The sequence below is a fragment of the Streptomyces sp. NPDC029044 genome (genome assembly GCF_040637495.1).
GTDB lineage: Bacteria > Actinomycetota > Actinomycetes > Streptomycetales > Streptomycetaceae > Streptomyces.
In genome coordinates, this window is record NZ_JBEZWN010000012.1 from 35,372 (window position 1) to 52,538 (window position 17,167).

The window sequence follows — 17,167 nt, forward strand, 5'->3', positions numbered from 1 at the left end:
CGTCTTCGCCGGTGCTTCGGACCCGGCTTCCGCCTTCGCGTCCGTCTTCGCCGGTGCTTCGGACCCGGCTTCCGCCTTCGCGTCCGTCTTCGCCGGTGCTTCGGACCCGGCTTCCGCCTTCGCGTCCGTCTTCGCCGCGGGCTCGGCCTGCTTCTCGTCGGCCGGGCCGGCCTCGGGCTTCTCCGGCGTCGCCGACTCCGGCTCCTCGGCGACCGGCGTCTGCGCCGGAGCAGCTTCCGCATCCGCGGCCTGCTCCGCCACGGCAGACTCCGCCGCCTCCGGCTCCTCCACCACAGTCGGCTCCTCGACCGCAGTCGGCTCTTCGGCAGCAGTCGGCTTCTCGGCGCCGGCCGGGTCCTCGGCGCGTGCCGGGTCCTGCGCGACCGCCTTTTCGGTACGGGCCGGCTCCTCGGCAGCGGCCGGCTTCTCGGCGCCGGCCGGGTCCTCGGCGCGTGCCGCGTCCTGCGCGACCGCCTTTTCGGAACCGGCAGGTTCCTCGGCAGGGGTCGGCTCCTCCGCAGCGCCCCGCTCGCTCTCCGCCGATCGGGTCGGCCTCGGGACCGTCACATGGTCGAAGGCCGCCGAGACGAGGTCGTGTTCCCCGGAGTCCGAGTCCGGCGTGCGGGGCTCGGGAACGCTGGCCGAAGGCGTGGGGTTCGGTTCCGGGGAGGGGGACGGGACCTTCGGGTCCGTGGCGGGGGACGACGCCGGTGCCACGGTGTCCTCGCTGGTCAGGCCATCGGCCCCGCTCGTCTCACCGGCGGTCGTCGTCGGCGCCGCACCCTCCGCCTCGGCGGTCCGTGACTTGCGGGACCGACCGAACGCGTTCCGCAACCGAGTGAGAATGCCCATGTGCGCGCAACCCTTCGCGTGAGTTGAAGCCGTCAATCCCTGGCCAGGACGGACACGTAAGGTTAGCGGCCCTCCTGTGTGATCTTGGGCAGGGTCTGTTGTGCCAGTTCCACCTTGTCAAGGGGGACATCCGGTCGGTGCGGGTGCCGCCGGTCTGCATCGTCGCAACCCCCGTACGGCGGCCGGGGGTTCATCCGTTGTTCACCAGGGCGCCCGGCTCTCGCGCATATGTGCCCCTACGGTCACGCTGACACCAAGGGCATCCAAGGAGAGAGCAAAGTGCGCAAGCTGCTGCCGTTGATCGGAACGCCGTCCGGTTCGCACCCCGGCGGCCGGTCCGCCATGACCTGTCGTTTCCGGTGTGGTGACGCCTGCTTCCACGAGGTGCCCAACACCAGCTCCAACGAGTACGTCGGTGACGTGATCGCCGGTGCGATCGGCCGCAGGTCGATGATGCGGGCCGCGGCCGTGGTGACCGTGGCCGCCGCGGGAGCGGGTGCCGCCGGTGTCGCGCAGGCTCCGCGGGCCGCCGCCGCCCCGGCCGGGGGCGCCCCGTCCGCCGCTGCCGCCTCCGAGGCAGCCCGGCGCAAACACAAGGGCGCGCGCGGGCTGCGCTTCGCGCCCGTCGCGCCCAACACCGCCGACGCGGTGACCGTGCCGGACGGCTACCGGCAGAACGTCGTGATCCGCTGGGGCGAGCCCATCCTGCGCGGTGCGCCCGCCTTCGACCCGGAGAAGCAGACCGCGAAGGCGCAGGCCGGGCAGTTCGGGTACAACTGCGACTTCCTCGCCCTGCTCCCGCTGCCCGGGGAGCGCAACCGGCAGCTGCTCGTCGCCAACCACGAGTACACCGACGAGATCCTGATGTTCCGCGGCTACGACGCCGCGAACCCGACCCGCGAGCAGGCCGAGATCGCCTGGGCGGCGCACGGGCTGTCCGCCGTGGTGGTGGAGGGCGACCGCAAGAGCGGCAGGCTCACCGCAGTCTCCCGGCATGAGCTGAACCGGCGCGTCACCGCCACCACCGAGTTCCGCCTCACCGGGCCCGTCGCCGGGTCCGAGCTCGTCAAGACCTCTGCCGACCCGACCGGCACCAAGGTGCTCGGCACCCTCAACAACTGCTCCGGCGGTGTCACCCCGTGGGGCACGACCCTGCACGGCGAGGAGAACTTCAACCAGTACTTCGCCAACAGCAGCCGGACGACCGACAAGCGGTACGGGATCGGGACCGGGGCGAGCGAGCGGAAGTGGGAGCGGTTCGACAAGCGGTTCGACGTCGCCCGGGAGCCGAACGAGGTGCACCGGTTCGGGTACGTCGTGGAGTTCGATCCGTACGACCCCACCTCCACGCCCCGCAAGCACACCGCTCTCGGCCGGTTCAAGCACGAGGCCGCGACCGTGCGGCTCACCCACGACGGCCGTCCGGTCGTGTACTCCGGTGACGACGAGCGCTTCGATTACTTCTACAAGTTCGTCGGCAGCAAGCGGATGAGGCACGGCAGCAGCAGGTCCGTGCGCGAGCACAACCTCTCCCTCCTCGACGAGGGCACGCTGTACGTCGCCAAGCTCACCGGCGACTCCCCCGCCGTCGAGATCGACGGCACGGGCAAGCTGCCGAAGGACGGCGAGTTCGACGGGAGCGGCGAGTGGATCCCGCTGGCCACCGCCACCGCGCAGGGCGCCGTCTCGCACGTGGACGGGATGAGCGCCGAGGAAGTGTTCGTCTTCACGCGGCTCGCCGGTGACAAGGTGGGCGCCACCAAGATGGACCGGCCCGAGGACATCGAGCCCAACCCGGTGACCGGCAAGGTGTACGTCGCCCTCACCAACAACAGCAACCGGGGCGTCGGCTCCAACGCCAAGGCGGACGAGGCCAACCCGCGCAACGCCAACAAGCACGGGCACGTGCTGGAGCTCACCGAGCGCTGGAACCGGCCCGAGAGCACCCGCTTCGCCTGGTCGTTGTTCCTGGTCGCCGGTGACCCGGACGACCCGGCGACCTACTTCGCCGGGTTCCCGAAGGACGCCGTCAGCCAGATCTCCTGCCCGGACAACGTCGCCTTCGACCCCTACGGCAACCTGTGGATCTCCACCGACGGCGCCCAGCTCGGCTCGCACGACGGCCTGTTCGGTGTGGCGACCCGGGGTGAGCGGCGCGGTGAGCTCAAGCAGTTCCTGACCGTGCCGAAGGGCGCCGAGACCTGCGGCCCGATCATCCAGGACCGGCGTGTCCTGGTCGCCGTGCAGCACCCGGGCGAGATCGACGGGGCGTCCGTGGAGAAGCCCGCCAGCACTTGGCCCGACGGGCCCGGGACGTATGTCCGTCCGGCCGTCGTGGCCGTGTGGCGTGCCGACGGGTGCGACATCGGCGTCTGACCCGACCACAGACGGCAGCGACCCGGCGGCAGCGGCCCGGCGGCAGCAACCCGGCCGCAGCCACCCGGCGGCAGCAACTCGGCAGCAGCGGCCCGGCGGAAGCCGCCCGGCGGAAGCCGCCCGGCGGCAGCCGCCCGGCGGCAAGTGTTCAGGGGAGGGCGGGGCTCGAGGGCCTGAGAGGGGCTCCGGGCGTCGGCCGTTCCGGGTCCCGCCATTCCCGGTACGCCGGTGCCTGCCGCGCCACCTCCCCGTACGCCTCCTCCAGCGCCGGGTAGACGCCGTCCAGGTCGGTCTCCGTCCGGGCCGCGGCGAGCAGCCGTACGCCGAGCGGGTCGCCCTTGAGGCGGCGTACCGCCATGTCGGGGCGGGGGGCGCGGGTCGGCTGGCAGACGGTGACGACCTCGCCGGTCGCGACCAGGGCGTCGGCCGTGTGGTAGTCGCCGTGCAGGACGTGCGGGCTGACGCGGGCGGCGCGGAACATCCGCTGGACGGCGTCCCATTCGCCGTCGACCGTGGGGTCGATCATCCAGCGGTCGCCGGCCAGGTCGGCCAGGTCCACCTCCTGATTCACGGCCGCCGGGTGGTCGACGGGCAGCGACACGCACTGCGGCTCGCGCTCGACCAGGACGCGCAGCCGGAGTTCGGCCGGGATGCGCAGCGGGCAGCCCTCCACCTCGTGCACGAAGGCGACGTCGAGCTGGCCGTCGGCGACCATGCGGAGCAGGGCGTTGGGAGAGACGTTCATGTGCAGGCTGGGGTTTCGGCCATGGGCGCGCAGCCGGCGCAGCCAGCCCGCCAGGGCCTTGCTCGCCGTCGAGCCGATGCGCAGCTCGGTGCCGCCGGACGCCGCCGCCCTCGCCTCGGTGACCAGCAGGTGCAGCTCGGCCATCAGCGGACGGGCGCGGCTCAGCACGAGGCGGCCCAGCGGGGTGGGGCGGCAGCCGGTGTGGGAGCGCAGGAAGAGCACGCCGCCCAGCTCCTGCTCGATACGGCGCAGTTGTGTGCTCAACGACGGCTGGGCGACGCCCAGTTGCCGGGCGGCGCGGTGCAGACTGCCGGTGTCGGCTATGGCGCACAGCGCGCGGAGGTGCCTCACCTCGAGCTCCATGCCCTGTGAGGCTAAGGCGGAATCGCGGTGTTAACCAGCCACATAATCCATCGCTAAACCAGGTGAACTGGGCAGCCGATAGCGTCTTCCTATCCCTGGTTGCCATCATCACAGGCGCCGCACAGGCATCGAAACTCACCGGTGAGACTCAACCCCCACCCGAGGAGTTCTCGATGCGAAAGTCCACGTCCGCCCTGGCGGTTCTCGGTCTCGGCCTCGTGACGGCCGGTCTCGGCACGGCGGTTCCCGCCGCGGCGGCCCCGGTCGCCGAGCCGCACGCCGGGTTCGTCGCCCCGTCGGCCACCTCCTCCCGGTCCGCCGACGCCGACGCGAGCAGAGCCTTCTTCCAGGCCGTCCTCGCGTCCGTCGCCGAGAAGCGCGCCGAGAACCCGAGCGCCGCCGCGGCCGTCACGGTCGTCTACGACGCCTCCCGCGCGCCCACGTTCAGGACGCAGATAGCGCGCAGCACCCAGATATGGAACAGCTCGGTGTCGAACGTGAAGCTCCAGTCGGGCTCCGCGTCGACGGCCGACTTCAGCTACCGGGAGGGCAACGACTCCCGCGGCTCGTACGCCTCCACCGACGGGCGGGGCAACGGCTACATCTTCCTGGACTACCGGCAGAACCAGCAGTACGACTCGACGCGGGTCACCGCTCACGAGACGGGTCACGTCCTCGGCCTGCCCGACCACTACTCGGGGCCGTGCAGTGAGCTGATGTCCGGTGGCGGGCCCGGCCCGTCCTGCACGAACGCCAACCCGAACGCGGCGGAGCGGGCCCGGGTCGACCGGCTGTGGGCAGGCGGCCTGGCGGCGGCGATGGACAAGGCCCTGGAGAAGTCGGCCCGTTGACAGACCCCATGCGGATACGGCCGTCCCGCTGGTGCGGGGCGGCCGTATCCGTGTCCGCGCCATGTGCCGGCCGGGCCCGGTCAGCGGTCCTCGTGGAGCGTCAGGTCCGTGACGACCGCCCGGTGGTCGGTGTCGGCGAGGTCCAGGATGCGGGTGCGGCTCGCGCCGAAGTCCTCCGAGACCAGCACATGGTCGATCTGCACGCCGAGGGTGGGTGCCGTCCGGGCCGGCCAGGTGGCCGTTCGGTCGGCTCCGTCCAGCCGGGAGGCGTCGCGCAGGCCCGTGTCGAGGATGCGGCGGAAGGCCGCGTGGTCCTGGGACGCGTTGAAGTCTCCGGCCAGGACGAGGGGGGTGCCGGGGTCGGCGGTGGCCGCCTCGCGCAGGGCGGAGAGCTCCCGGTGCCAGAGGTCCACCTGCCCGGGCAGCGGAGGCATCGGGTGGGCGAGCTGGAGCCGGACGGCGTGCCCGTCCACGTCGGCGACCGCCCCGGGCATGCCCATCGTGCCGGGTACGCCCCCGGTGGGCCGGAGCGGGAAGCGGCTGAGGATGACGGAGCCCTCGGAGCCGCCGCCCTCCACGGCCCGGCGGTGCGGGTAGTCCGTCGAGAGGTCCCGCTTGAGCAGCGCGTCGCACTCGTAGTCGCACTCCTCCACGAAGACCACGTCGGGTTTCTCGCGGCGGACGGCGGTGACGAGGGAGGCGGTGCCCTGGCCGAACTCGACGTTCGAGGTCAGCACGCGCAGGTCGGCGACCGGACGGCCCACGGGATCGCCGACCTTGCCGTACGGCTCGATGAACCAGGCCAGCAGGCCGAGCAGGACGACGCCCCAGACCGTCCCCGGCCACCAGCGGGACAGCAGCGTGAGCAGCAGCGCCACGGCGGTGGGCGCGAGCAGCCAGGGCAGGAAGGCGAGGAGCTGCGGGACGGGGGTGATGCCGTCGCTGTCGGCGGCCCGGAAGGCGAGGACCACGCTCACTCCGGCGAACAGCAGGGCGGCACACCAGGCGCCGAGCCGCCGTCCGGGCGGACGGTGCTCCGGCCCGTCGTCCCTGGCGGTCCACTCGGCAGCGGCGGTGTCCAAGGCCCGGCCTTCCGTTCGCAGGGGATGCCCGAATCCTCCCTCACGGGCGAATCCTCCCTCAAGGACGGGGTGGGGCGGGGGAAGGTTGCCGGGCATCGACGCGGGCCAGCAACTCCTCCAGCGCCCGGTCGAACACGTCCGGGCGTTCCAGGTTGGGCATGTGGGCCGCGCCGTCGACGATGTGCAGTTCCGCGTCGGGGAGGGCCGCGTGCAGGGCCAGGGCGTCGGAGACGGGCGTGAAGGTGTCGTCGGCTCCCACGACGACCAGGGCCGGGACGTGGACGCGCGACAGCAGGGGGCCGTAGTCGGGGCGCCGGGCGCGGGCGCGCAGGGCCGCGGCGGCGCCCTCGGGGGCGGTGGCGGTCATCATGCCGTGGACGTGCGCCTTGACCTCGGCGGACGCGTACGGGGCGACCATCCGCTCCAGGACCTCGTCGGCGTAACCGCGCATGCCCTCGGCGAGGAGCCGGTCCGCCATGGCGTCGCGGGTGCGCACGCCCTCGGGGGTCTCCGCCGCCGGGAAGGTGTCCGCGAGGACCAGGCCGCGGACGCGCTCGGGGAACAGGCGGTAGCAGTCCATGACGATCTGCCCGCCCATCGACAGCCCCGCGAGGACGAACGACTCCACGTTCAGCTCGTCCAGCAGGGCCTCGACGTCCCGGGCGAACTCCGAGAAGTCCCTGACGGCCGGGGTCGTGGGGGAGGCGCCGTAGCCGCGCAGGTCGGGGGCGATGACGCGGCGGGTACCCGGGAAGCTCGCGAGCTGCGGGGCCCACATCGTGCGGTCGAAGGGGTGGCCGTGGACGAGGACCAGGGGAACCCGATGCGTATCGGTCCCTTTGTCCTCGTATGCGAGGAAGGGTGCCATGACGTCGACCCTAGGCCGCCCAACTACTCGGTGCAATAAGATCTTTGCTCTCGGTGCAATCCAAGAGGGAGACCGGCTGATGAGTGACTACCGGCGCATCGCCGACCGCATCGCCGACGACATCGCCACCGGCCGGCTGCGACCCGGCCAACGGCTGCCGCCCCAGCGGGCGTTCGCACGCCGACGGGGCATCGCCCCGTCCACGGCCGGGCGGGTCTACGGCGAACTGGTGCGACGGGGACTGGTCGTCGGGGAGGTCGGGCGCGGCACCTTCGTACGGGCCGCACCGGACGGCCCGGCGGGGCAGGCGCTCACCGAGCCCGGTCCGGCCGCCGCGCCCGTGAACCTGGAGCTCAACTACCCCGTCGCGCCCGGCCAGCCGGAGCTGCTCGCCCCCGTCCTGGCGCCGCTGCTGCGCCCCGACGTGCTGGCCGAAGCGCTGTTACCGGCCGCCGTCACCGGCACCGCGGCCGCCCGGGAGGCCGCGGCCACGCTGCTCACCACCCCGGGCTGGCGCCCGGCCCCGGAGCGGCTGCTGTTCACCGGCAACGCCCGGCAGGCCATCGCCGCCGTCCTGGCCTCCCTGGTCCGGCCGGGCGGCCGGGTCGGGGTGGAGCAGCTGACGTATCCGCTGGTCAAGGAGATCGCGGTGCGGCTCGGCATCACCCTGGTGCCGCTGGCCGGGGACGCGGCCGGGCTGCTCCCGGAGGCCGTGGCGGCCGCGCACCGCTCGGCGCCGCTGTCCGCCCTCTACGTGCAGCCGACGCTGCACAACCCGACGTCCCGGACGACGAGCAGGCCGCGGCTGCTGCAACTCGCCCAGCTGGTCCACGACCTGAACCTGCCGGTCGTGGAGGACCGCATCTGGTCCTTCCTCCGGGAGCCCGGTGATCCGCTCGCCGTGCACGCCCCGGCCCTCACCCACGTCGTCGACGGGCTCTCCAAGCGGGTCGCCCCGGGGCTCACCGCCGGGTTCCTCGTCGTGCCGCCGCACCGGGTCGCCGCGGTGGGCGACGCCGTGCGGTCGGGCGGGTGGAGCGCGGGGCGGTTCGCGCTGGAGGCGGCCGTGCGGTGGACCGGGGAGGGGACGGTGGCGCGGCTGGTGGCGGCCAAGCGTACGGACGCGGCACGGCGGCAGCGGATCCTCGCCGAGGAACTCGCGGGCTTCACCGTGCGGTCCGACCCGGCCTCCTGTTTCGCCTGGTGGGAGCTGCCCGCCCCGTGGCGCGCGGACACCTTCACGGCCGCCGCCGCCGCGCACGGCATCGCCGTCACGCCCGGCCCCGCCTTCGCCGTCGCCCCCGGGCACACGCCCGACGCCGTCAGGCTCGGGCTCGCGTCGGCGCCGGAACCGGATCTGCGACGGGCACTGCGGACCCTCGCCCACGTCGCCGCGCGAAGAGCCGGGGACCGTACCGGCCCGTGAGCCAGGCACCGGCGGCCACTGCCAGGCCCAGCAGACACAGCAGCCACGACACCGTGCGCAGGGAGGCCGTCAGCGCGTCGTAGACCGCGCCCGCGGCCGGGCGGTGGAGCGCGTCGGGCAGATCGGCGAGGGTGAGGCGGCGGCCGATCGCGACGGCGAGGACCAGCAGCGCCCCGCCCAGGGCCGTGCCCAGGGCGAGAGCGGTGACCGCGCGGCGGCGGCACACGGCGACGGCGATCCCGCCGACCGCGAGGACGGCGGCGGCCGGCGGCAGCCAGAAGGCGGCGATGTCCAGCACGTGGTACCCCTTGCGCAGTCGGTCCACGTCCTCGGCCGGCAGCACCGGGATCCGCGTGTGCGTGACCGGGATGCGGTGCGCGAACGGCACGTGGTCGTCGGAGAGTTGCTGTTTGACCCGGGCGATGACGGGTGCGGCGTCGACGGTGACCGGGGCTCCGCGCGCGCGGTCGTCGCGCAGGGCGCGCAGCACCGCGTCGTGCACGGCCCGGTTCGCCGCCTCCCAGGCGGTGCGGTAGGCCTCGGTGCGGGTGAAGGAGCGCGCCGCGTCGTGCACGAACGGGCCGATGTCCCCGCGCAGCGGACCGGAACCGGCCGCGGGCGCGGCCTCCCGCAGGACGCCGTCCCCGACGGCCTTGGCGACCGCGCCCCGCACGTCCGGGTCGGCGGCGAGCGGTGCCGTCGTCCGGACCCAGCGGCCGGTGTCGGTGAGCCCGTGGGCCGCCCAGGACGCCAGTGCCCCGAACGGCACCAGCAGGCACGCCAGGCTGAGCAGAACGGCCGACAGGACGTTCCGTGATCGTCGGGGCGCCTTCTCGGCTACGGGCGCCCGGTCGCGCTCGGACACGCTTCCAGGCAAGGCGCCCGGGGCCCGGCCCGCGAGCGCTGCGGCGGCGTCCGGTCGCCCGACGGCCGCGCCGCAGCGCACTCCACCTGCGAGAAACGGCCGTCCCGGGCCCTTCGGCGGACTCGCCCGAACGGGTGTCCCGGTCCCCGTCAGCCGATCCGCCGTCCCGCGGCGTCCTCGTGCGTGTAGTAGCGGTAGAACACCATGGCGAGGACGGCCGCCCCCACCAGCAGCCCGAGGCCGCTGGAGCTGAACACGGAGGCACCGGTCTGGCTGTAGAGGAAGCCGACCGCGCAGCCCGAGAAGACGAACCAGCACAGCGCGTGCAGCTCGCGAGGCAGCCGAGGGGCCAGCGCGCACACGGCGGCGAACAACACGGCGAACACGAGCGCCGTGACGAAGCCGAACAGCAGGTTCCAGCCGGTGATGGGCCCGCCGTGACGCTGGTTGGCCGCGGCCCAGAAGCCGTAGACCAGTCCGAGCACCACGGGCAGGCCGACCTTCACGGCGGCGTGGACCCGCGGGCCGAACACGTCGGGCCTACGGCGCTGCGTGATCATCCTGCGTGAGGCGGGTGCCGCATGAGCCATGACAGCTCTCCTCTCTGTCCCTGCCCCTGGAACCAGGGCACACCGGCGGGCAGCCGGTGGCAAGTCGGCGGAACGGCCGGAACGGGATGCGGCCGGTGCGGCCCCGTGCTTCGCTGGGGCCGTGAGCCGCCACGGCAGGGGGCAGGGCCCGCTCGTCCGGCACGCCCGGGCCGGGGGCCGGGACGTCGTGCGGCGGCAGGAACTGCTGCGGGTGCGCGGCCGCAGCGTGGCGTGGGTGCCGCCGCTGCTGCTGCTCGTCGCCATCGCGGTGGCCGACTACCACACCATCGGCGAGTTCCGCATGATCTCCTGGATCGTGCTCGTGCCGGGGATCGCGGCCGCGCTCTGCGGGGTGTGGGGCACGATCCTGTTCGCGGTCGTCTCCCTGGTGACGTACGTCGTCGCCGACAGCGCCTGGCCGCACGAGTACCGGGCCGGCCGCGGCGACTTCGTCCTCGTCGCCCTGGGCGGCATCCTCGCCGTCCTGGCCTGCGCGATCCGGGTGCGCGACGAGCACCGCGCGCTGCACATGGGGGACGTCACCGACACCATCCGCCGTACCGTGCTGCGCCCGCTGCCGCCGGGCTGGGGCGGCCTCGACCACGCCGGTGTCTACCTCACCGCCGACGCCCACGCCCGCGTCGGCGGCGACTTCTACGACATCCAGCCCGGCCCGCACGGCACCCGCGTCCTCGTCGGCGACGTGCAGGGCAAGGGCCTGGGCGCGGTGGAGGCGGCGGCCGCGCTGCTCGGCACGTTCCGTGAGGCCGCCTACCACGAGGCGGACCTGGCGACCGTGGCCGAGCGGCTGGAGACGCGGATGATCCGGCACCGCGGGCACACCGTCGCCCTGGGCCGCTCGGACGGCGACCGGTTCGCCACGGCCGTCCTGCTCGCCTTCCCCGACGACGAGCAGCAGGAGGTCGACGTCCTGCTGTTCGGGCACGAGCCGCCGCTGGCCGTCGGGCCCGGCGGGGTGCGCACGCTGTCGGCCGGGGCCGGACTGCCGCTCGGCTGCCGGGAGCTGGTGCCGGGGCCGCCCGGGACCCGGCGGTGGCGGGTCTCCGGCGACGAGACGGTGCTGCTGGTGACCGACGGCGTGACCGAGGCCCGGGACGGCACCGGGGCCTTCTACCCGCTCGCCGACGAGGTGTCCCGGGCCGTCGCCGAGGACCCGGGTATCGCCGAACCCGCCCGCCTGGCCGCGTTCGTACGGGACGGCACACTGCGGCACGGCGGCGGGCACCTCGCCGACGACACGACCGTGTTCGCCGTCCGCAGGGCTTCCACCCACCCCGGAGCGGGGGGCGAAGCCCCCGAAGGCGGACGTTTGCGGTCCTGAGACCCTCCTTTGCAGCCGCAGCGGTTACGGTGCTGGCGTACGTGATCGACACAGGGGGTGGGGCCATGCCCGGAACCGTGCTGCTGCTGGCGGCCTCGCCGGTGGGCAAGGGGCGCCTGGTGGACGCCGCCTCCGTGCTCCCCGTCCTCGCCGCCGTGGCGCCCGCGGTGCTGTCCGGCACCGACACCGCGAACGTCGTCGAACTCGCCGACCCGCTGGAGCCGCAGGCCGTCCTCACCCGGCTGCGCGCCGCCGCCGCGGCCCCCGGCCCGCTCACCGTGTACGTCACCGGCCAGCTCCAGCTCGACCGCCGCCAGCGCCTGCCGCACCTCGCGCTGGCCCGCACCACCGCCTCCACGGCCCGCTACACCGCCTTCCCGTGGCACTGGTTCCGGGAGGAGCTGCGGCTCAGGCCCGCGGGTGCCACGACCCTCCTGCTCGACCTGCACGCCGACGCCGAGACCTGGGAGCTGCTGCGGAGCACCCCGCTGGACTCGGGGCGGGGCAACGCCGTGCACGGCCGCATCGCGCCACCGCCGTCCAGACGCACGGTCGCGCAGCCGGCGTACATGAAGGCCGTCGCGACGATCCTGCGCAGCGGAATCCGGCCGCCGGCCGAGCAGTTGCACCAGCAGGCGCTGACCCGGATCGCTCCGGAGAGCGCGGGCACGGACCTGGTGCTGAGCACGTCGGGCCCGGCGGGCGGGGATCCGCACGCCGCCATCACCGCCGCCGTCCAGTCCGGCCGGCACACGGAAGCCGACGCGCTCGCCGCCCGGCACGAGCAGCTGGCCGTCGCCGCGCACGGACCCGCGTCCGAAGAGGCCCTGCACTGGGCCGAGGTGCGGGCCGACCTGGCGATGTTCGCCGGGGACGCCGCCCGCAGCTGCCGCACCTGGCTGATGATCGCCACCGCCCGCCTGAACGCCGGGCAGGCCCCGGACGCCCCCGCCGTCGAGGCCGCCGTGGACCGGGCGCACCACCAGTGGGGCCAGGTCCGCGACACCGCCCCCGCCCGCGAGCTGGGCGCCGCGCTCGCCGCGTTGCGCGGGCGCGTACCCGGGCGGCGCGAAGGCGCGCTGGACCATGTGCAGCGCCAGCTGAGGCAGTTGCAGACCCAGGGCTGAGCCGCGTACGCCGTGTGCGCATGGCGTGAAGGGGGCGTGCAACCGCTTTCGCAGGTCACGTCACAGGTCTGCCGCCGAGCCTGACCCGGTGTCATGATGTCGGGTATGACAGAGGGGGACCAAGTGGCTGTCTTAGGCGTGCGCGTCCGGCTGGGCGGCAACGCGACCGCGGATGACCTCAGAGCTCTGAAGACGTGGCTGGAGCGCGAAGAGCCGCTGGAGGCGCTGCTCTCCGGGCGGCAGTTGCGCATCGACGAACGGTCCGGCACGGACGGGGCCCCGGGGCGGCTCGGGCCCGACCTGGAACTCGTGCTGACGATCCTCGGTGACGTCGTCACGGTCGCGGCCCTGACCGAGTACACCGCCCGCGCGGTGAAGACCTGGACGAACAACCGGAGCAGGCTCCAGGGCGGCGATCCCGAGCCGCGGATCCGCCCACTGGACCCCGACGGGGAGTAGGCCGGTGAGCCGCTTCGACCCGCGCGGCAAGGTGAACCGGGCGCTGCTGGCCGGTGTGTCCGAGTACGACCACACGGCGTCGGACCACCCCCAGGGCGTGAGCGGTCAGCTCCCGGCCGTGCGGCACAACAGGACGGGACTCGAGGACGCGCTGCGCCGGGGCGGGGTCTTCGGCGCCGGCGAGGTGCGGGCCCTGGCCTCACCGGCCCCGGACGACTTCACGCGCGAGTTGCGCCGCGTCTGCCATGAGGCCAGAGGGCTGCTGCTGTTCTACTTCGCCGGGCACGCCGTCACCTCCACCTCCGGCAGCGAACTGCACCTCCAGATGCGCACCGCGCGGGTGCTCACGGGCAACGGGCTGCCCGGCTCGGTGCGCTTCAGCGAGGTGCTCGGCGAGCTCGCCGAGAGCAACGCCGAGCAGGTGGTGGTGATCCTCGACTGCTGCTACGCCGGCAACGCGGCGGGGATCTGGCACCGCTTCGACGATCCGAAGCGCAAGAAGCACAAGATCCTGCTGCTGATGAGCGTGCAGCCCAACCGCTGCATCCTGGGCGGGGACGCCGACACGGCGACACCCTTCACCCGCGAAGTCACGCACGTCCTGGACGAGGGCGGCGAGGTGTGGCTCTCCGGGCTGTACACCGCGGTGAAGGAGCGGATGGCGGCGGCTGACTACCGGGCGGAGGACGACGACTCGCAGCGGCCGCAGGCGCTCGCTCCCCCGTGGAATCAGGACGCGGACGTGCTGCTCGCGGCGGGGCCGAGGGTCGTGGTGCAGAGGACCGAGACCGTGCACGGCGGCTGGTTCGCGGGGCTCCGGCGCCTGGTCGCCCGCGCCCGCAAGGCCTTCGCCCGGTTTGGCCGTACCGGGCTGGCGGCTCTGCTCGCCGTGCTCGCCACCGGCGCCGGCGGCTACGGCATCCTGGCCCTGACCGGCGACTCCGGACCCTGCGCACCGGCCCTGGAACTGCGCGTCCTCGTCGACCCCGACCTGGAGCCGGCCGTGCGGGCGGCGGCCGACGACTACGTCACCTCGGACGCCAACACCACCGGCGAGGGCTGCCGGCGCAGCGGCATCACCGTCAACAGCGCGGGCTCCGCGGCGGTGGTGAACGCCCTGGGTGAGCGGACCGACGCCTGGCAGCAGCCCCGGGAGGACGACAACCCGCAGCGGGACATCGGCCCGCAGCCGGACGTGTGGATCCCCGCCACCGGCGCCGACGTCGACCGGGTCACCGAGGCCGCGGCCGAGGAGGACCGGATCTTCGCCCTGCTGGAACCGGAGCCCGATCCGATCGCGTACTCGCCGGTCGTGCTGGCCGTGCCGAAGGCCCTGGGCGCCGGCCTCGAACCCACCGGGCAGTCGCTGTCCAAGCTGCTCGCCGCCCTCGAAGAAGCCGACGGCGCGGTGGAACTGCACCGGCCCGACCCGGAGTTCACCGACGCGGCGCTGCTGGCGACGACGGGCCTGTACGGCGACGACGCGCGCCGTGCCGAGCGGAGCCTCGCCCGGACCGAGCGGCCCGAGCCCTCGGCCGTGCGGCTGCTGTGCGCGCTGCCCGGCCGCGGCGACGCCGTGGACGACCGCGGCGCGGCGCTGGTCCCGGAGTTCCTGTTGAAGAGCGGCACCGGCTGTCACCCGGCAACCCGCGCCGAGCGCGTGGCCGCCTACCCCGACGACGTGCCCGGTCTGGAACCGGCGTTCGTGCGCGTGCGCTGGGAGGACGGCGACCGGGACGCCGCCGCGCGGGACGACGCGGTGGACCGCTTCCACTCCTGGCTGACCGGGGAGGACGGCCGGACGCTGCTCGGCGAGCACGGCTTCAGGTCCCCGACGGGTGAACGCGGCCTGCTCGACGAGGCATCGGCACCCGAGGGCGTCACCGAGTCCGTGCGCCCGGCCAGGGCAGCCGACCCCACGACGATGAACGAGACGCTGGAGAAGTACGGCAACGCGCACGGACCCGGACGGGTGCTGTACCTCCTCGACAGCTCCGGTTCCATGGCCGGCAGGTGGGACGGCCCCAGCGGCGGCCCGGGCATCCTCAAGCAAACCCTGCCCGGACTCGGCCGCAAGGACGAGTACGGGGTGTGGGCGGTGCACGGCACCGGCGACCGTACGCACACCGAGCTGCTGGAATTCGGCACGCACGGGCGCCGTGAGGCCGAAGCCGCCCTGGACGCCGCCGAGGTGCGGGACGCGGAGGCCGATCCGCCCGGCGCGCTGCTGGACGCCCTGGCGTTCATGCGGGAGCGCGGCAGCGGCGACGACCGGCCGCAGCTGATCGTGTACCTCACCGACGGCGAGGACGACGGCCGTCTGACCGGGAAGGCCCTCAAGGAGGTCCTCGACCGGGCCGGCGGTGCGGGCGTCCCGGTGGCCATGGTGTCCCTGAGCAGTGCGGGCTGCGACCGGGACAGCCCCGCCCCGCGCATCGCCGAGGCCGGCCGGGGCCGCTGCCTCGACACCGGCGACGACCTCGTGCCCGCCCTGCACGACGAGGTCGCCCGCACCGGAATGGGGGAGGAATGATGGCCCGTCGCCTGACGGCCGCCGCGCTGTCGCTGCTGTCCCTGCTCGCGCTCACCTCCTGCACCGGCAGGGACACGCCGCCGGAGCAGCCGCAGGGCGCCGCCGACCCGCCCCGGATCGTGGTGGCCAGCGGGCAGGACGTGACCGGCAAGAACGGCATCCGCCAGCAGCTGATCGACGCCTGGAACGCCAGGGAGGGCGAAGGCGGCTACCGCGCGCGGCTGGTGGAGCTCCCCGGCTCCGCCGACCAGCAGCGCAGCCAGCTGCTCGGCGCGCTCCAGTCGGGCAGCGCCGAGTACGACGTGGTGAACCTGGACGTGACCTGGATCCCGGAGTTCGCCGAGGCCGGCCTGGTCCGCCCGCTGACCGGGGCGGCGGTGAAGGCGCCCGGCGACATCATCGAGGCCGTCGACCGGACGTCGTTCTGGGACGGGAAGCGGTACGCGGTCCCTTTCAACAGCGATGTGGGCCTGCTGTACTACCGCAAGGACCACCTGCGGGAGGCCGGAGCCTCCCAGACGGAACCGGGCCGGGCAGCGACCTGGGCCGACCTGCGGGACCTGATCGACGCCGTCAACCTCGACTCCACGAAGCCCGAGAACTACAAGGCGGGGTGGACCACGCAGCTCGCCGCCTACGAGGGCCGTACGGTCAACGCGATCGAGGCGTTCGCCTCTGCCGTCCCGGACTTCGCGCTCACCGACGGGGACGGCCGGTACACCGCCGACGAGGCACAGTTGACGGCCGGGGTGACCGAACTGCGGGAGCGCACGCAGTCACCGACGTACCTGCTCGACGAGGCCTCCGGGTCCCGCGAGGCCGAGTCGCTCAGCGCCTTCGCGGAGGGCCGCACGACGTTCCTGCGGCACTGGCCGTACGTCTACCCGGCCCTGTACGAGACGTTCAAGGAGGAGCTCGGTGTGGCCCGGCTGCCCGGCAAGGCGGTGCTCGGCGGGCAGAACCTGGCCGTCACCTCGAACACGTCCGAGCAGCGGGCCGCCAAGGCGGCCGAGCTGATCGCGTTCCTGACCGACCCGGACAGCGAACGCTGCCTGCTGCGCGCCGGGTTCGCCGCGACCCGCACCTCCGCCTACCAGAATCCCGGCGGCACCCCCGAGTGCCGGCACGCCTCCGTCTACTCCACGGGCCCCTCGGCGTCCCCCACCGGCGAGAGCGCCGAGGTCAGGGCACCCGACGGGCTCGCCGGCGGCGTCAGCTACTCCCGCGACATCCTGCTGCCCTCCCTGAGCGAGGCGGTGCAGCGCCCCCGCACACCGCTGTACGGCGCCGTCACCCAGACCCTCATCACCGAACTGGGCGCCCTGTACCGCTCCCGGCCGCCCAGGGACGCGGAGGTGGCGAAGAACCTTGACGAGGCGTTGCGCGAGGTTCTGCCCGGCTGACCCGGTGACGGCCGGAGACGGGGCCGGCCCCGCCGTCGCGCTCAGCGCGAGTCGGCCACCGTCCGCTGGGCCGGCTCCGGGGTCTCGGCCCTCGCCGGACCCGCGTTCGCCGCGAGCAGCAGGGTCGCCACGGCGACGAGTGCGGCGGTGAAGCCTCGGGCGTACCGCTCGGCGGTGCGTGTGCGCATCGGCACGGCGACCTCGCAACTGGGGCGGTGACTACGGCGGCAACGTGTTAAACGAGTTCAACAATCCGGCTTAACACTCCGTTTAACCTAGGGGCAG

At 73.9% G+C, this 17,167-nt stretch carries 14 protein-coding genes and 1 pseudogene; 8 read left to right on the forward strand and 7 right to left on the reverse strand.

Annotated features, from left to right (window positions below; translation table 11 throughout):
• Positions 1 to 852, reverse strand: a pseudogene (locus tag AB0E85_RS13310) (Toxic cation resistance protein); the annotation flags it as partial.
• Positions 853 to 1,131: 279 nt separating this feature from the next.
• On the opposite strand from AB0E85_RS13310, the gene AB0E85_RS13315 reads away from it, so the two are divergent.
• On the forward strand, positions 1,132 to 3,228 hold the full coding sequence (locus tag AB0E85_RS13315) for a PhoX family protein (protein ID WP_361925663.1): 2,097 nt from the start codon (positions 1,132 to 1,134) through the stop codon (positions 3,226 to 3,228).
• Between the two features lie 148 nt (positions 3,229 to 3,376).
• On the opposite strand, the gene AB0E85_RS13320 is transcribed toward AB0E85_RS13315, so the two are convergent.
• Complete coding sequence (locus tag AB0E85_RS13320; protein ID WP_361925665.1) at positions 3,377 to 4,336, reverse strand: LysR family transcriptional regulator; 960 nt, start codon at positions 4,334 to 4,336, stop codon at positions 3,377 to 3,379.
• Positions 4,337 to 4,509: 173 nt separating this feature from the next.
• Between AB0E85_RS13320 and snpA the strand changes: the two genes are divergently transcribed.
• Positions 4,510 to 5,187: a snapalysin gene (gene snpA, locus AB0E85_RS13325; protein WP_361925667.1), complete on the forward strand. Its 678-nt coding sequence runs from the start codon at positions 4,510 to 4,512 to the stop codon at positions 5,185 to 5,187.
• Between the two features lie 80 nt (positions 5,188 to 5,267).
• Here the strand turns inward: snpA and AB0E85_RS13330 are convergent, their stop codons facing one another.
• Entirely contained in the window at positions 5,268 to 6,269 is a 1,002-nt protein-coding gene (locus tag AB0E85_RS13330; protein WP_361925669.1) for an endonuclease/exonuclease/phosphatase family protein, read from the reverse strand.
• 58 nt (positions 6,270 to 6,327) lie between these two features.
• The gene (locus tag AB0E85_RS13335; RefSeq protein ID WP_361925671.1) at positions 6,328 to 7,137 is read right to left on the reverse strand and encodes an alpha/beta hydrolase; all 810 of its coding nucleotides are present in this window, start codon (positions 7,135 to 7,137) and stop codon (positions 6,328 to 6,330) included.
• 79 nt (positions 7,138 to 7,216) lie between these two features.
• Here AB0E85_RS13335 and AB0E85_RS13340 point away from each other — a divergent pair, with 79 nt between their 5' ends.
• Positions 7,217 to 8,563, forward strand: coding sequence for a PLP-dependent aminotransferase family protein (locus tag AB0E85_RS13340; protein ID WP_361925673.1), 1,347 nt, complete (start codon positions 7,217 to 7,219; stop codon positions 8,561 to 8,563).
• Here AB0E85_RS13340 and AB0E85_RS13345 read toward each other — a convergent pair.
• Together AB0E85_RS13345 and AB0E85_RS13350 are read right to left on the reverse strand one after the other, a co-directional pair.
• The gene (locus AB0E85_RS13345; protein WP_361925675.1) at positions 8,460 to 9,428 is read right to left on the reverse strand and encodes a hypothetical protein; all 969 of its coding nucleotides are present in this window, start codon (positions 9,426 to 9,428) and stop codon (positions 8,460 to 8,462) included. The genes AB0E85_RS13340 and AB0E85_RS13345 overlap by 104 nt on opposite strands.
• A gap of 149 nt (positions 9,429 to 9,577) precedes the next feature.
• Positions 9,578 to 10,018, reverse strand: coding sequence for a hypothetical protein (locus AB0E85_RS13350; RefSeq protein ID WP_361925677.1), 441 nt, complete (start codon positions 10,016 to 10,018; stop codon positions 9,578 to 9,580).
• 121 nt (positions 10,019 to 10,139) lie between these two features.
• Here AB0E85_RS13350 and AB0E85_RS13355 point away from each other — a divergent pair, with 121 nt between their 5' ends.
• From AB0E85_RS13355 to AB0E85_RS13375, 5 genes are all read left to right on the forward strand, one after another.
• On the forward strand, positions 10,140 to 11,360 hold the full coding sequence (locus AB0E85_RS13355; protein WP_361925679.1) for a PP2C family protein-serine/threonine phosphatase: 1,221 nt from the start codon (positions 10,140 to 10,142) through the stop codon (positions 11,358 to 11,360).
• A 65-nt stretch (positions 11,361 to 11,425) separates the two neighbouring features.
• Positions 11,426 to 12,487: a hypothetical protein gene (locus AB0E85_RS13360; protein WP_361925681.1), complete on the forward strand. Its 1,062-nt coding sequence runs from the start codon at positions 11,426 to 11,428 to the stop codon at positions 12,485 to 12,487.
• Between the two features lie 123 nt (positions 12,488 to 12,610).
• Positions 12,611 to 12,946, forward strand: a complete 336-nt coding sequence (locus tag AB0E85_RS13365; protein WP_361925683.1) for a hypothetical protein — start codon at positions 12,611 to 12,613, stop codon at positions 12,944 to 12,946.
• A 4-nt stretch (positions 12,947 to 12,950) separates the two neighbouring features.
• The gene (locus AB0E85_RS13370; protein WP_361925685.1) at positions 12,951 to 15,479 is read left to right on the forward strand and encodes a substrate-binding domain-containing protein; all 2,529 of its coding nucleotides are present in this window, start codon (positions 12,951 to 12,953) and stop codon (positions 15,477 to 15,479) included.
• A complete protein-coding gene (locus AB0E85_RS13375; RefSeq protein ID WP_361925687.1) occupies positions 15,479 to 16,882 on the forward strand; it encodes an extracellular solute-binding protein in 1,404 nt (467 codons plus the stop codon). Before AB0E85_RS13370 ends, AB0E85_RS13375 begins: the two co-directional genes overlap by 1 nt.
• Positions 16,883 to 16,923: 41 nt before the next feature.
• Here AB0E85_RS13375 and AB0E85_RS13380 read toward each other — a convergent pair whose 3' ends face one another.
• Positions 16,924 to 17,070 carry a hypothetical protein gene (locus AB0E85_RS13380; protein ID WP_361925917.1) on the reverse strand — a complete coding sequence of 49 codons (147 nt, stop codon included), beginning with the start codon at positions 17,068 to 17,070 and terminating at the stop codon, positions 16,924 to 16,926.
• Positions 17,071 to 17,167 lie beyond the last annotated feature (97 nt).

What these genes read in the sequence shown, in the direction of transcription:
- AB0E85_RS13360 (WP_361925681.1), top strand. Translation starts at nt 11,426, where the DNA reads ATGCCCGGAACCGTGCTGCTGCTGGCGGCCTCGCCGGTGGGCAAGGGG.
- AB0E85_RS13320 (WP_361925665.1), bottom strand. Translation starts at nt 4,336, where the DNA reads ATGGAGCTCGAGGTGAGGCACCTCCGCGCGCTGTGCGCCATAGCCGAC.
- AB0E85_RS13380 (WP_361925917.1), bottom strand. Translation starts at nt 17,070, where the DNA reads ATGCGCACACGCACCGCCGAGCGGTACGCCCGAGGCTTCACCGCCGCA.
- AB0E85_RS13335 (WP_361925671.1), bottom strand. Translation starts at nt 7,137, where the DNA reads ATGGCACCCTTCCTCGCATACGAGGACAAAGGGACCGATACGCATCGG.
- AB0E85_RS13340 (WP_361925673.1), top strand. Translation starts at nt 7,217, where the DNA reads ATGAGTGACTACCGGCGCATCGCCGACCGCATCGCCGACGACATCGCC.
- snpA (WP_361925667.1), top strand. Translation starts at nt 4,510, where the DNA reads ATGCGAAAGTCCACGTCCGCCCTGGCGGTTCTCGGTCTCGGCCTCGTG.
- AB0E85_RS13350 (WP_361925677.1), bottom strand. Translation starts at nt 10,018, where the DNA reads ATGGCTCATGCGGCACCCGCCTCACGCAGGATGATCACGCAGCGCCGT.
- AB0E85_RS13375 (WP_361925687.1), top strand. Translation starts at nt 15,479, where the DNA reads ATGGCCCGTCGCCTGACGGCCGCCGCGCTGTCGCTGCTGTCCCTGCTC.